At 34.4% G+C, this 15706-nt stretch carries 8 protein-coding genes; 6 read left to right on the top strand and 2 right to left on the bottom strand.

Going from position 1 to position 15706, the window contains the following annotated elements; all coding sequences use genetic code 11:
- Window positions 1-28: 28 nt before the first annotated feature.
- The 3 genes from V4B18_RS05240 to V4B18_RS05230 all read left to right on the top strand — a co-directional run bounded on the left by V4B18_RS05240 (window position 29) and on the right by V4B18_RS05230 (window position 6641).
- Window positions 29-319, top strand: a complete 291-nt coding sequence (locus V4B18_RS05240; protein WP_455475420.1) for an FAD assembly factor SdhE — start codon at window positions 29-31, stop codon at window positions 317-319.
- Window positions 320-324: 5 nt separating this feature from the next.
- Window positions 325-3813 carry a transcription-repair coupling factor gene (gene mfd, locus V4B18_RS05235; protein WP_455475419.1) on the top strand — a complete coding sequence of 1163 codons (3489 nt, stop codon included), beginning with the start codon at window positions 325-327 and terminating at the stop codon, window positions 3811-3813.
- A gap of 2216 nt (window positions 3814-6029) precedes the next feature.
- The gene (locus V4B18_RS05230; protein WP_455475418.1) at window positions 6030-6641 is read left to right on the top strand and encodes an invasion associated locus B family protein; all 612 of its coding nucleotides are present in this window, start codon (window positions 6030-6032) and stop codon (window positions 6639-6641) included.
- An 85-nt stretch (window positions 6642-6726) separates the two neighbouring features.
- Here the strand turns inward: V4B18_RS05230 and V4B18_RS05225 are convergent, their stop codons facing one another.
- A complete protein-coding gene (locus V4B18_RS05225; protein WP_455475417.1) occupies window positions 6727-9333 on the bottom strand; it encodes an Rne/Rng family ribonuclease in 2607 nt (868 codons plus the stop codon).
- Between the two features lie 613 nt (window positions 9334-9946).
- Here V4B18_RS05225 and V4B18_RS05220 point away from each other — a divergent pair.
- The 3 genes from V4B18_RS05220 to prfB all read left to right on the top strand — a co-directional run bounded on the left by V4B18_RS05220 (window position 9947) and on the right by prfB (window position 15097).
- Window positions 9947-11176 (top strand): N-acetylmuramoyl-L-alanine amidase, encoded by a 1230-nt coding sequence (locus tag V4B18_RS05220; RefSeq protein ID WP_455475416.1) that lies wholly within the window; start codon window positions 9947-9949, stop codon window positions 11174-11176.
- 160 nt (window positions 11177-11336) lie between these two features.
- Entirely contained in the window at window positions 11337-13787 is a 2451-nt protein-coding gene (locus V4B18_RS05215; RefSeq protein ID WP_455475415.1) for a penicillin-binding protein 1A, read from the top strand.
- A 181-nt stretch (window positions 13788-13968) separates the two neighbouring features.
- Window positions 13969-15097 (top strand): peptide chain release factor 2 gene (gene prfB / locus V4B18_RS05210; protein WP_455475414.1). Its coding sequence is split into 2 segments (ribosomal slippage): window positions 13969-14037 and window positions 14039-15097, totalling 1128 coding nucleotides; the frame shifts between segments, so codons are not numbered across the junction.
- Between the two features lie 123 nt (window positions 15098-15220).
- Here prfB and V4B18_RS05205 read toward each other — a convergent pair.
- Complete coding sequence (locus V4B18_RS05205) at window positions 15221-15703, bottom strand: peroxiredoxin (RefSeq protein WP_455475413.1); 483 nt, start codon at window positions 15701-15703, stop codon at window positions 15221-15223.
- Window positions 15704-15706: the final 3 nt, after the last annotated feature.

The raw sequence follows: 15706 nt of genomic DNA, 5'->3' as shown, positions 1-15706 counted from the left end.
TTACTTTTCATCGATTAAGGAGACTTTTATGACAGTTTTTGTTGCTGGCAAAAATCAATTGGATGTGCGTCGTCGCCGATTGGTTTTTCGTGCATGGCATCGGGGTATTCGTGAAATGGATTTAATTTTTGGGAATTATGTGAATGCTCATATTGTTGAGATGAACGATAAAACAGTTTCTGAACTTGAGTATATCATGTCTTTTGATGATCGCGATTTGTTAATGTGGGTTACTGGAGAAATTTTACCTCCATCTGACATTGATAATCTTCTTTTTCATGACATTGTAAATTACCATGTTTGCATAAATTCAAATTGATTCCGATGTCCGTATTAAAAAAAATTGTCATTCCTAAAAACATTTCTGCTCACATGACTTTTGAAGGGGTCACTGATGGATTTGAAGCTTTCGCGCTTATTAAATTAAGTTCAGAAATTGCCAAAGGTAAACCGCTTGTTTATGTTGTTCGTGATGGAACTAATATTGCTCATTTACAGCAGGTTTTAAATTTTATTGAACCGAATTTGCCTGTTATTCAATTTCCTGCGTGGGATTGTTTACCTTATGATCGCGTATCACCTGGAATTGCGATTATGGCACGTCGATTATCAGCTTTGGCGCATATATCAAATTTGCGCAAAACTCCATACACTGCGATCATATTAACAACGGCAAATGCAATTATGCAAAAATTGCCTCCTCAAGAAATGATTGAAGCTCATATTATTCATGCACGTGTTGGTCAAAGTACGAATATGGGGTATTTAATTCAATCTTTAGAAATTAATGGTTTTGAACGTGTTGCAACTGTTCGTGATATAGGCGAATTTGCTGTAAGAGGAGGAATTATTGATATTTTTTCTCCTATGGATATTGAACCTTTACGACTTGATTTTTTTGGAGATACCTTAGAAAGTATTCGTGTATTTGATCCAGCAACACAAAGAACAACAGGTAAAAGAACTGAATTTTTGTTACAATCGATGAGTGAGGTTGTTCTTACACCTAAGCGCATCAGCCGCTTTAAAAGCAACTATATCCGTACATTTGGTGTATCACAAAAAAATAACATAATGTATGAAGCGATTTCCCAAGGGCGGCGTTTTGCTGGCATGGAACATTGGTTACCATTTTTCTATGAGAATCTTGATACTTTTTTTGATTATTGCGGTGAGTTACCTATTGTTTTTGAGCATCTCATAGAAGAGGTACTCACTGAACGCTATCGTCTTATTGAGGATTATTATGACGCTCGCAAAGAGCGTGGAAATGATAAAGACAGTCCTACATCTTATCATCCAATAGAGGCTAATCTTTTTTATTTAACTCCGGAGCATGTTTTAGAATACGCACAAGAGTCTGGAATACGTGTTGATTTTACACCTTTTAATATTCCGCAAACTTCTGGGCAAACTGTCGTTCATGCAAATGTAAAACTAGGATATGATTTTGTAAAAGAGCGTAATGCACAAGAAAAAAATGTTTTTTCAAGTGTCGTTAATCATATTGCTTCATTGCGTGCTGCTGGTAAAAAGGTACTTTTAGCGTGTTGGAGTGAAGGATCTCTTAATCGTTTAATACAGGTTCTTTATGAGCACGGACTGAAAAAAATAGAGGTTGCAAAATCATTGCAAACTGTCAAAGCAACACCACGTGATCGTATATCTGCAGCTGTTATAATGATTGAACATGGTTTTGAAGCTGAAGATTTTGTTATTATAGCCGAACAGGATATTCTTGGTGATCGATTAATAAGATCTCCAAAACGGCGTAAACACAATAAAAATTTTATTTCTGAAATTTCTGCTTTAAACTCTGGCGATATAGTTGTGCATATTGATCATGGTATTGGACAATTTGTTGGTCTTAAAACCATTACGACAACCGGAATTTTACGAGATTGTCTTGAAATTAAGTATGCTGGAGGTGATCGACTTTTTCTACCTATTGAAAATATTGAACTTCTCTCACGTTATGGATCGGAAGCTACAGATATTTCGTTAGACAAGTTAGGTGGAGTTGCTTGGCAAGCTCGTAAAACACGGCTAAAAAAACATTTATTAGAAATGGCAGGCCAATTAATTCGTATAGCCGCAGAACGTGCTACACGCTCTGCACCTGCTTTAGTTCCACCAACTGGATTATTTGATGAATTTGTTGCATGTTTTCCTTATGAAGAAACAGAAGATCAAATGGATGCAATTGATGCTGTTTTAGATGATTTAGCATCGGGAAAACCAATGGATCGCTTAATATGTGGTGATGTTGGTTTTGGAAAAACAGAAGTTGCTATTCGAAGTGCTTTTGTTGCAGCATTGAATGGATATCAGGTTGCTGTTGTTGTACCAACAACTTTGCTTTCACGACAACATTACAGAACTTTTATTTCTCGTTTTCAAGGACTTCCTGTTAAAATTGGTCATGCCTCAAGGCTTGTAAAAACTAAAGAACTTGCGCAAATTAAAAAAGATATTGCAACTGGTACAATTGATATTGTCATTGGAACACATGCATTATTAAACGGTGCAGTCAATTTTTTACGGTTAGGGCTTCTTATTATTGATGAAGAGCAGCATTTTGGAGTAAAACACAAAGAGCGTTTAAAAGAACTTAAAAGTGACATCCATGTTCTTACACTTTCAGCAACTCCCATACCACGAACTTTAGGATTAGCATTATCAGGGGTACGCGAACTTTCATTGATAACAACTCCACCTATTGATAGGATGGCAGTACGTACTTTTATTTCACCTTTTGATGCATTGGTTATACGAGAGACATTGCTTCGAGAATATTATCGTGGTGGACAAAGCTTTTATGTTTGTCCTCGTATTTCTGATCTCGCCTTTGTAGAAGAATATCTTAAAACGCATGTGCCTGAACTTAAATTTATCGTAGCTCACGGTCAAATGCCTGCTGGACAGCTTGATGATATTATGAATGCTTTTTATGAAGGACGATATGACATCTTGCTATCGACAACTATTATTGAATCAGGCCTTGATATTCCAACAGCTAATACATTAATCGTACATCATGCTGAAATGTTTGGTCTTTCTGCTCTTTATCAGTTACGTGGTAGAGTGGGGCGTTCCAAACAGCGCGCTTACGCGCTCTTTACATTTCCTGCTGGTAAAGTTTTAACACCTGCGGCTGATCGTCGTCTTAAAGTTTTGCAATCTCTTGATACCTTAGGAGCAGGTTTCCAATTAGCAAGCCATGACATGGATATTCGTGGTTCAGGTAATTTTTTAGGTGAAGAGCAATCAGGACACATTAAGGAAGTTGGATTTGAGCTATATCAAAAAATGCTTGAAGAAGCTGTTACTGAATTAAAAGATGGCGAACAAAGCGAAGATCAGCAGTGGTCACCTCAAATTTCGCTTGGTACAACAGTGTTAATACCAGAAAGTTTTGTACCTGATTTATCGTTACGTATGGGACTTTACCGTCGTTTAACAGAACTTGACGATTTAGAACAGATTGAAGAATTTGGAGCAGAATTAATTGATCGTTTTGGTTCTTTACCATTTGAAGTTCAACATCTTCTTAAAGTCTTTTACATTAAAACATTATGTAGAAAAGCGCATGTAGAAAAATTGGATGCAGGACCGAAGGGTATTGTTATACAGTTTCGCAATAATTATTTCGAAAATGGTGTTGCTCTCGTTCAGTGGGTTGGCAAACAAGGTTCGATGGCAAAAATCCGACCTGATCAAAGTATTGTACTTATTCGTGATTGGGCAACAGTAGATGAAAGACTTATTGGAGCAGCAGCTATTATGACACAACTTGTAGAAATGGTAAAATAGCATTTTATTTAGTAATTATTCTTTAATATTTTAAAATTGTTACTATTTTTACGATATATATTGATATAGTTATGTAGTAATATTTATTGTTTACTTTTACTCATGCCACCAAGCTAGAAGATAATATCCGTATAATGATATATAAGCAGGATGTTTAATATATGACCAGAGAAGCTATCCACTACTCAGGTAAAATGATAAAGTTGTATATAGAAACACTCAGAAATAAGGATCTTTTTCTAAAGCACAAACTGCTATATAAAATCGATATCTAAATGTGCATCAAGCTCGTTTCTATCATATTGCATCTATAGCGGGATTAGTGGCTCAAAAAACATTGAAACTCCTTTTAAAATTTTTTAAATTTCGAGAAATAGAACTCCAACGATTTATTTGTTCGCTTTTTAGCGATAGAGAGCTTCTTAATTTTCCAATAATCATATCATAATTAAATACTCCTAAACGATTTTGATATTGGCTATCATCAACAAAAAGTTCTAATTTTAACATGAATGCCAAGACGTGATAAAATACTTTAAAATGCAAGTGAAATTTTTTCTTCTTCAAGTGATCGAGTCATTATCTCAAATTGAAATGGCAAATCATTAATACTTTCCAGCTATCAGAAAACCTGCAACTAAGGAAAAAAATACTTTTAGTAGCTTATCCTGATACAATTTTTCCTGAAGTAATGGATGGAAGCTGGCATATTTTCAAAACAGATAGATCAGGTATGGATTGATTAATTGCCAAAAAAACTTAAAAACTTTTACAAAAATAGACTTTACAAAAAAACAATGTAGTCATACTTTCTAATCTATCCTGACAACATTCTGTTCTGATATAGATATTATTAAAAATATAACAATTATCCGTTCAAAATCGAAGAGCATTAATGATGCTTATCTTACTCTCTTATCTTTTCAAATAGCACAACGCGTATTAAAAAAACATAACATTAGCGGGAGTTTCTTTTAAAAATTTTTCTTTGATGATTCGATTTTCACGAATAGCTGAAAAATTTAAAAGTGTTGCCAACAATTGTGGTTTATTTCAATAAAGACAACAATTATACTTTTTAAAAATGCTTCAAAAATGCACGATATTATTACTGAAACATTATATCTGTATGATATTAGAATTATTTAATCCTTTATTAACAGAGAGATTTTTTCTCTAATAATTTGGATTGCGCTTATAGATAATTCATCCTTTTAGATCAACATGTTCAATGAGGTAAGAGGCACTTCATAGAATTTTATTTAAACCATTCTTTTCAAAATCATCAATGTTAACAGCGTGTTTTGATAATACCGACATTACACTCGCTAAAAAAAGTAAAAATTTACGATCTTTTGAGTGTGGAAAGTGTAATTTTAATGTCATGGTTCCCGACTTTTTTAATAGATCCTACGCACTTCATATACTGATTAAATGAAAGTCTTCTTTTATCTTTAAGAAAGTTCTATTGTGAATAAAACGTTTTCAATTGTTACTGGTTTTTCATCTGAAACGCATGCTTTTGTATTAAAAAAAGTAATCTTAATACGTTCATCGTTTAATTCAACTTTTTCTGCTAAAAGACTATAAAGTATAAAAGTTTCATCACAAGAATATATACCATCATTCTTGCATAAACGAGACCAAAAAATTGCTCATTAGCGAAAAATCTCTCGCAGTTGTTCGAAAACTGCGGATAATAAATAGATTTAGTCCATAAAATATTCTAACAACACTATAAGTCACTTTACCTTTTCAATTTGCACTAAGAAATGCATAAGAAAAATAGTCAAATTTATCCGATAATTTTGGAGCTTCATGCATTACAATACAAGTTGCTAAAGCTCCATGTTTTTTAAAAAATATAAATGCAAAAATAAATGTAAAATAACAAGAGCTATAAAACAACATAGAAGTTTACTTTAATCATATTGCAATATCGATTCGTTTGTGTAATTTTACTTTGTATTAAGATATTTTATAGATGAATTGCATAAAAGGCCAATGTGATAAAGAGGGGTACACATAAGTGCATAAAAGCTTATTTTATTGTTTATAGCTTCTTTCTCTAAAATTGACTTTTTTTGTATTAAAGTAAGAGGCACATAGAGAAGTGCCGTTTAGTTGATTTAATTTAATATATTGAATTAAAATTACACGCAATATTCCCAATATCAGGATTATTGTAAAAATGCGTTGAAAGGATTAACTTAATTATGTTCCATAAAAATATTTATTCTGCTATTTCAGTACTAGCTGGAGCTGCAGCCCTTTTTCTCACAGTCCATACTCCTGCAAGCGCACAAACTTTATCTCAAGGTTGGCACAAAGTTTGTAGCAAACAGCATGATGTTGATATTTGCAACACAATGAATACTGTTATATCGAGTACTGGACAACCTTTGACGGCTTTTAATTTGGTGGAAATAAAAGGAAAACAAAATGAAAGTCGTATAGGAATTCAAGTACCTACAGGTCGTTTTTTACCAGAAGGTGTTCGCATTCAAATTGGAGATAACTTTTCTAAAAAAATTCCTTACATTATTTGTAATGGACCAAGTTGCATTGCTAATGATGTCTTAGATGACAAGCTCATTGCTGCTATGAAAAGTGGTACAAAAATGATTGTAACAACGGTTAATTTCCGAGGATCAGCTAATCCTATTGAGTTTTCTCTTAATGGATTTACAGCTGCATACACAGGTCCTGGTATGGAAGAAAAGGATTTTCAGCAAGAACAAATAAAATTACAACAAGCTATTCAATCTCAGCAAAAAGAAATTGAAGATCGTATGAAAACAGAACAAGAAAAAGCAAAGCAACAGTAATAAAATAAACATAAAATGCTTTTTAAAAAGCCTTTTTAAATATAAAAAAATTGCTACAAAATTCTGTGGCAATTTTTTTTTATATTTAATTTTTAGAAAGAATCCTGCGTTTCCACCAGCCAACACGCTTAGTTTTTGGAATATCAGCATCATCATCAGGTGTTGATGATGTTATAACTAATCGATTGACTGTTTCTTCAATTTTTTTAGGAGTTTTTTCATAAACCTTTTCTGTTACAGATCCTTGCTCTAATATTTCTTTTGTTTGTATTGTTTCTTTAGCGGTTGATTTTTTTCGTGTTTTACGTGTTAATTTTTTTATATTTGCAGAATTTTCTTTTATCACTGCATGCATAAGCTCATCCGTTTTTTGAGTTTCATTCTTATGCACTGTACTAGCTGTGGATTTTTCTTCAAAAAATTCCTGTGTCTTTAAGTTCTGATCATTGTCAAGAGTTTGCTTATTTTGTGCTATTTTTGAAGAACGTATCCTACGTTTTTTAGGCTTAACAGTCGTATCAACTTCTACAATTTTATCTTTTTGTATAGCTGAATATTGTGTGTCATTTTTTAGTTCTTCAAATTCAACAGATTTAACAACTGGATTATGGAGCTCTTTAATTTCTGTTAAATCTTGCTTGATAAAATCCTCCACTTGTTCTGCATGAGAAATACGAGGTTGATGGAGATTATTATCTTTACTCCGGCGATTGCCTGAACGCCCTCGACGACGTCCCCGACGACGGGAATCCTCATCATTTGAGATGTCATTTTTTTTGTTAGTGGCTAAAAGGGAACGATCGTCAGTCTCGCTTTGACGATTTTTACGCCGACGCCGCTGTTTTGTTTCAGTTAGTGTTTTATTTCCATCAGATTCATTATCTATTAGAGTCGCATTTTCATTTTTTTCTTTATTATTATCTTCAGAAATTAATGAAGATTGAGCAACTGACTCTGCTATTGTGCTCTTAGAAATAATAAGATGTTGTGTTCCAATACTATCATCTGCTTCAATACTAATATTAAGCTTAAAGCGTGCTTCAAGATTAACAAGAATATTACGCTTATGATTTAACACATAAAGTGCTGTTGCTACTGGTGTACGCACAACGATATTATATTGTGGATTATGAAGCAGATACTCTTCAATTGAACGCATGACATGTAAAGCAACTGATGATTCAGAACGTATGTTTCCTGTTCCAGAACAATGTGGGCAGGGCTGTGTTGTGCTTTCTAAAACTGACACACGAATACGTTGACGACTCATTTCTAGAAGACCAAAATGTGAAATATGACCAACCTGAATGCGAGCACGATCGCTTTTTAAGCAATCCTTCAACTTTTTTTCGACCATCCTAATATTGCGATCCTCAAGCATATCAATAAAATCGATCACAATTAAACCAGCTAGATCACGTAAACGTAACTGACGCGCTATTTCTTCTGCTGCTTCAAGGTTAGTTTGTAATGCTGTTTTCTCAACAGAATGTTCTTTGGTAGAACGGCCAGAATTTACATCAATAGCAACAAGTGCTTCAGTTTGATTGATGACGAGATAACCACCAGATTTTAAAAAAACTTGTGGATGAAACATTTTGTCAAGCTGAGTTTCAATATTGTTGCGCGTAAAAATAGGAATAGGATCGCGATAAGGTTGAACAACTTTCGCGTGGCTTGGCATAAGCATACGCATAAAATCTTTTGCTTCACGATATCCTTGATCACCAGAAACAAGGATTTCATTGATATTCTTATTATAAAGATCGCGAATAGAACGTTTGATAAGGCTGCTTTCTTCATGGACAAGACAGGGTGCGGTTGATTTAAGCGTTAAAGTACGAATAGTGTCCCATAATCGCGTAAGATAGTCATAATCGCGTTTAATCTCAGCTTTCGTTCTATTTGCTCCAGCAGTCCGCAAAATGACTCCCATACCTTTTGGAACTTCTAATTCTTTTACAATTTCTTTAAGACGCTTACGATCCTGTACATTTGTAATTTTGCGTGAAATACCACCACCACGCGCGGTATTAGGCATTAAAACAGAGTAACGACCTGCTAAAGATAAATAAGTCGTGAGTGCTGCACCCTTATTGCCACGTTCTTCTTTGATGACTTGTACTAACAAAATTTGACGTCGTTTAATGACTTCTTGAATTTTATATTGGCGCTCTTGCCTACGCGGATAGATAGGAAGTTCTTCACTCACATCCTCTACGCCAACCATTTCAATATCGTCATCAGAAGTATCTATATCAAAGACTTCTTCTGCATCATCACTTGTGACTGCTTCAGTTATGATATCATTCTCAGCATCCACTGCCATGGTGTTGCTATTTTCATCTTTTTTACTTTTTTTAGTTTCTTCCATAAAACCATCTGCATGGCTTTCTATAACAACTGCTTTTTCCTCTTCTTCAAGAAGAGCGAGGAGATCAGCAATAGGAATTTGATAATAATCGGGATGAATTTCTGAAAATGTCAAAAAACCATGACGGTTGCCACCATATTCTACAAAAGCTGCTTGTAGCGATGGCTCTACACGTGTAATACGTGCTAGATAAATGTTTCCCTTGAGTTGTTTTTTATATTCAGATTCAAAATCAAATTCCTCAATTTTATTGCCATGAACAACGACAACACGTGTTTCCTCTGGATGTGAGGCATCTATAAGCATTTTGTTTGACATAAGTTAAAATCCTGAAGGCAACATACGCAATTTTATTCAAACGAACAGTACGATTATCCGCAAACATAAAAGGTTGTTTACCGTAAAAAAAGGGGGCGGACGGCATAACAAGATGGGTAGCTACAAGCAAATGCATTTCTGCATTTACAGCTTTTACAGTCATCATCTCCATCTGTTTTGTATGACTCATATTTTTATAAGTCCCCAGCAAAAATCTTGAAAACAGTTCGGATATCCGAATCAGCGAATCTTAAATAACGTGATCCTAACTTTTGAGGCCTCAAGACTTTTTATTCATAAAAGCCTAAATCCATACTGTGCGACAAACCCTTTAAAGACAGCTTAATACGAACTACTGATAAATTAAGTCAATACTAGGCAGTTATCATCGGTTAGGAAACGTAAATATTCTTTTATGTTGATATCATGCTTTTGGCAAGTAACAATATAAATACATGCCATTATAATGTCTTTAATTACCTAAATTTAGTTTTTTGCTGTTTATAGTTAAGAGATTCAGCATTTATAAAAAATACAATTTAAATCGGAAGTACAATTTATATACGATAAAGTTGGTTATTGCTTTAGAATTTTAGAATAGAGTGTTTCACTTATGATAAAAAAAATTTCTACCCGAGAGCCTAAAACAGCTTATTGGAATGTTATTTTGCGTTTTGGATGCTGTTTATTATTTTTTTTTATATTCCAAACATATATTCAAGCTGCCTATTCCTTGAAGCTTATAAATTTGCGGACTATTGGTGATAACGCGCATACACGTATTATTGCCGTTTTTAATGTTAAACCAAATATACGTTTGCAAATTTTGGATAGGCCTGCACGTTTAATTATCAATTTACCTACTGTGGATTTTTTACAGCAAAATACGTCTTTAAATAAACAGAATATATCATCTGGTATGATATCAGATGTACATTATAGCCTTTCTGATATGCAGACCTCACGTATTATTTTAACAAGCAAAACTGTTTTTTCTATAAAAAAAAGCACAGTACAAAAATTAGATAACGGCTTATGGCAATTATTAATTGATATTTCACAAAGTACACAAAAAAAATTTAATGACGTGTTGAAAAATCAACAAAATTTCAGTCAAAATACAAAAACGCAAATAAGCCAAATACGTAATTTTCGTGTAGTTCTTGATCCTGGTCATGGTGGAATTGACGGCGGTGCGCTGGGAGTTACTGGAATTTTAGAAAAAGATATAACATTGGCTTTTGCACGTGCATTGCGAAATGAATTAAAAAAAGATTCTCACATTACTGTTGCTTTAACAAGAGATTCTAACGTTTTCCTAAGATTAAGCGAAAGAGTTAAAAAGGCACAGGAATTTAATGCTGATCTTTTTATATCCATTCACGCAGATAGCATTGGTATACGTTCTTTACGTGGTGCTACAGTATATACCATATCAGATAAGGCATCTGATGCGATTACAAAATCCTTAGCTGAAAACGAAAATAAAGTTGATCTTCTTTATGGAGTTCCTGTTGAAGAAGCTTTTGAAGTTACAGATATCTTGTTTGATCTTACTCGACGTGAAACGCATACATTTTCAGTTAATTTTGCTGATCGTATTGTCTTAAATTTATCAAAAAATCATATTAACTTAATAAAAAATCCTCATAGATATGGCAATTTTCAAGTTTTAAAGGCTCCAGATATCCCCTCTGTTTTAATAGAGATAGGATATTTATCGAATAAAGAGGATGAACAATTGTTAAATAATTCTGAGTGGAGACAAAAAATGGCTGTTTCTATTGCCAATTCTATCCGCCAATTTGCTGAATATAGGCAAAAAATGGCGCTGCCTCTTTAAACCTGTAAAAAAATAGAGTATCAGTAACGAGTTTTAGTATAAAATAGAAGAAACGGAAAACAATCCTGCCTTTATTTTGGTTTAATGATAGTATACCTTATCTTGATGAGATAATGTACTTTTCCTTTGATCAATTTTGAAGAAAGCGATATTCATTTTGATGATGATTTTTTTTAGATATTTTCTTAAAATTGTTGTTATTATTGGGCTTTTGGAAGCAGTTTTTACAAAGAGTCAAGCGGGTGCACTTCCTGATTATGAAGTTCTTTCGTTATACGAACCGCCTGTGATGACTCGTGTTCATGCTTCTGACGGTAGTCTTATAGCAGAATTTGCAACAAAACATCGTCTCTATTTGCCAATTCAGTCCATACCAAAACTTCTTAAAGATGCTTTTATCTCTGCCGAAGACAAAAATTTCTATCATCATTTTGGTTTAGATCCCGAAGGGCTTTCTAGAGCTTTGATCAATAATATTCGCAATATTGGTTCTCGTCAACGCCCAGAAGGAGCATCAACCATTACGCAGCAAGTCGCTAAAAATTTTCTTTTAAATTCAGACGCAACATTAGAGCGTAAATTTAAAGAAGCTATCTTAGCAATGCGAATTGAAAAAACTTATTCAAAAGATCATATTCTTGAGCTTTATCTTAACGAAATTTATCTCGGTCGTGGCTCATATGGTGTTGCAGCAGCTTCTCTAGTCTATTTTAATAAATCCGTTAATGATCTCACTTTAGAAGAGTGTGCCTATCTAGCTGCTCTTCCAAAAGGACCTGCAAATTACGATCCATTTAAATATACAAAGCGTGCTATTGATCGACGCAATTGGGTTATAGATAGAATGGTTGCAAATGGATATGTAACACTCGAGCAAGGTAAAAAAGCTAAAGCAAAATCTTTGGAAGTAAATATACGTGATAGTGATAACCATGTTTTTGCTGCTGATTATTTTGTTGAAGAAATACGCCGTCATTTAATGCGCGACTATGGAGCTAAAACGCTTTATGAAGCTGGACTTTCTGTTCATACAACACTCGATCCATATTTACAGCTTATTGCGCGACGCGCTTTACAAAATGGTTTAATTAAATTTGATCGTTCGCAAGGGTGGCGTGGAGCCTATAAGCATATAGATAAAAAAGGTGATTGGGGTGTAGAACTTGCAAATATTGCGGGGTTGAGTGATGTTCCTGAATGGCAGTTGGCTGTTGTTCTTTCAGTGAATGCGAATAAAATAGAAATTGGTTTGCAGCCACAGCGTGAATCTTCAGGAGTATTATCAAAAAAACGAGAAATTGCTGTTTTATCTGAAGCTGATTCAAAGTGGGCATTAAAGATCATTAATGAAAATGGTTATAAAAAAACTGTTCAAGATTTATCTCACGTCTTGCAAATTGGGGATGTTATTTTTGTTAAAAAAATATCTCATATAAGCAATACTTATAGTTTACAGCAAATCCCAAAGGTTGATGGTGCTATCGTTGCTATGGAACCTCATACTGGACGTGTTCTCGCGATGGTAGGAGGATTTTCTTTTTCTGCCTCTGAATTTAATCGTGCAACACAAGCTTATCGTCAACCTGGTTCTGCTTTTAAGCCTTTTGTATATGCGGCAGCACTTGATAATGGATACACACCAGCATCAGTCGTTTTAGATGGTCCTATTGAAGTTCGCCAGATAAATGGCGAGATTTGGCAACCTAAAAACTATGGTGGTACATTTGCAGGGCCTTCAACACTTCGTTATGGTATTGAGTATTCTCGTAATCTTATGACTATACGGCTTGCTCATGATATGGGAATGCCTCTTGTTGCTGAATACGCAGAACGTTTTGGTATTGTAGATAAATTGCAGCCTTATCTTCCTATGGCTTTAGGAGCTGCTGAAACGACAGTTTTACGGATGGTTACAGCTTATTCAGTGATTGCTAATGGAGGACGCTCGATTAAACCTTCACTTATTGATAGAATTCAAGATCGTTATGGAAAAACTATTTATCGTCATGATGATCGTATATGTGAGAATTGTAATGTTACATCATGGAATAATCAAAAGGAGCCAAAATTAATTGATGAACGAGATCAAGTTCTTGATCCTATGACCGCTTATCAGATTACCTCAATGATGGAGGGAGCTGTTCAACGTGGTACAGCTGCGCGTTTACATTACCTTAATCGACACATTGCTGCTAAAACAGGAACAACAAACGATTCTAAAGATGTGTGGTTTATGGGGTTTACTCCTAATATTGTTGTTGGCATTTTTGTCGGTTACGATCGTCCTGCACCGTTAGGGTATGGAACGGGAAGTTCACTAGCAGCTCCTATTTTTGGTGAGTTTATGCAAGCCGCTTTGAAAGATAAGCCCAATGTGCCATTTAAAATGCCAAAGGGTATGATTTTAATGCCAATTAATCGTAAAACAGGTATGCTTGCTGAAGCAGGGGATAAGAACGTCATTATAGAAGCATTTAAACCAGGAACTGGACCTGCTGATATATATCAGGTTATCGGTAGCAGTAATTCTTTTCAAGAAGGTTTCCCTTCAACAACTATTTCCCCACAAGTCAATAAGGCTCTTGAAAGTGGAACCGGTGGATTATACTGATTAACAAATAACTTTTTGCATATAGCAAATAGATATGAATAATATTCACTTGCTTTTATTATGTAGCTAAGAGAATAAATTTTATAAAATTAATATGCATTAGCATATATTGCCATGTTGATATAGTAGAGTATTTAAGATCATAATTTAAAAAAGATATAAAAATAGTTAAGGATTAATTATGCGCACAGAAATAGAAACTCTAGTTGATGAAATTCAACAAACAATAAAATTGTTAAGGAGGCATCTTTGACTGGGATCAGTCATTAAAGCGTCTTGAATATCTGAATCAAAGAGCAGAAGATCCAACACTTTGGAATAATGCTCAGCAAGCACAAGATATGATGCGTGAGCGTCAAAATCTTGAAGATTCTGTAAATGGCATTCGGTCATTTACGAAAACACTTGAAGAGTGTGTTGAGTTGATTGCTATGGGTGAAGAAGAAGGTGATATGGAAATTATCACTGATGCAGAAAATGGAATACGGACTCTTAAAAGTGAGATAGATAAAAAACAAATTGATGTGCTTTTGTCAGGAGAAGCAGATTCAAATGACACTTATTTAGAAGTGCATGCTGGTGCAGGAGGGACAGAAAGTCAGGATTGGGCTTCTATGCTCTTGCGTATGTATATGCGTTGGGCTGAGCAACATAAAATGAAAATTGAAGTATTAGAAATTCATGATGGAGAAGAAGCAGGGATAAAATCAGCTACTATTCTTATAAAAGGGCATAATGCTTATGGGCTTTTGAAAACAGAATCAGGAGTTCATCGTTTGGTACGCATTTCTCCATATGATTCGAATGCAAAGCGTCATACATCTTTCGCAAGTATTTGGGTTTATCCAGTTATCGATGATAATATTGAAGTTGATGTTTCAGAGTCAGATGTTCGTATTGATACATATCGTGCATCAGGAGCTGGAGGACAGCATGTCAATACTACAGATTCCGCGGTTCGTATCACGCACATAAAAACGGGAATTGTGGTTCAATGTCAAACGGAACGTTCTCAACATAAGAATCGAGCAACTGCGTGGTCTATGTTGCGCGCTAGACTTTATGAAGAAGAGCTTAAAAAAAGAGAAGAAGAAACGAATGCTATTGAATCTTCTAAAACAGAAATTGGATGGGGACACCAAATTAGATCTTATGTTCTTCAGCCATATCAGCTCGTTAAAGATTTACGCACAGGTGTAGAAAATACCGATCCACAATCCGTACTTAATGGCAATTTAGATGCGTTTATGGAAGCCGCACTTTCCCGACGCATTCATGGAAAAGGTGAAAAAATTGAAAATATTAATTGATAACGTATGACATTTTTCAAATTTTTGCTTTATCTATTAATTTAACTTCAAATATATTAGCTAAAAAACAAAGTTAACTCTAAGATAGCTTTGTTTTTTATAAGTAGCTAAAAGCAATTGAATTTATAAGCCATTACGATATAAAAGTTCGGCAGCAGCTAAAACATCTTCAGCGTGTCCCGATACACTTACTTTGCGCCATTCTTCTGCTATTTTTCCAGTTGAATCAATAAGAAATGTGCTTCGTTCAACGCCCATATATTTGCGCCCATACATGCTTTTTTCAACCCAAACACCATAATTATTAAGCGTGGTTTTTTCCTCATCTGAAACAAGGATGATATCAAGGTCGTATTTCATTTTGAATTTGTCATGTTTTTTAACACTATCTGGAGACATACCAACAACAACAACTCCGATTTTATCAAATTTTGTCTTTAGTCGTGTAAAATCAACTGCTTCACTTGTGCATCCACTGGTATCATCTTTTGGATAAAAATATAAAACAATTAGTTTTCCTTTAAGGTCAGAAAGACTCAACGTACCTCCACCATCGCGCGGTAAATTAAAATTAGGAGCAGGAGCACCTTTTATCGATTTTATCATTCT

It is taken from the genome of Bartonella sp. B17, assembly GCF_053795755.1.
This window is presented reverse-complemented; position numbering and strand designations above follow the sequence as displayed.

Excerpts from the sequence above, each read along its gene's own strand:
- V4B18_RS05215 (WP_455475415.1), top strand. The coding sequence starts at position 11,337 with ATGATGATTTTTTTTAGATATTTTCTTAAAATTGTTGTTATTATTGGG.
- V4B18_RS05220 (WP_455475416.1), top strand. The coding sequence starts at position 9,947 with ATGATAAAAAAAATTTCTACCCGAGAGCCTAAAACAGCTTATTGGAAT.
- V4B18_RS05230 (WP_455475418.1), top strand. The coding sequence starts at position 6,030 with ATGTTCCATAAAAATATTTATTCTGCTATTTCAGTACTAGCTGGAGCT.
- V4B18_RS05240 (WP_455475420.1), top strand. The coding sequence starts at position 29 with ATGACAGTTTTTGTTGCTGGCAAAAATCAATTGGATGTGCGTCGTCGC.
- V4B18_RS05205 (WP_455475413.1), bottom strand. The coding sequence starts at position 15,703 with ATGATAAAATCGATAAAAGGTGCTCCTGCTCCTAATTTTAATTTACCG.
- mfd (WP_455475419.1), top strand. The coding sequence starts at position 325 with ATGTCCGTATTAAAAAAAATTGTCATTCCTAAAAACATTTCTGCTCAC.
- V4B18_RS05225 (WP_455475417.1), bottom strand. The coding sequence starts at position 9,333 with ATGTCAAACAAAATGCTTATAGATGCCTCACATCCAGAGGAAACACGT.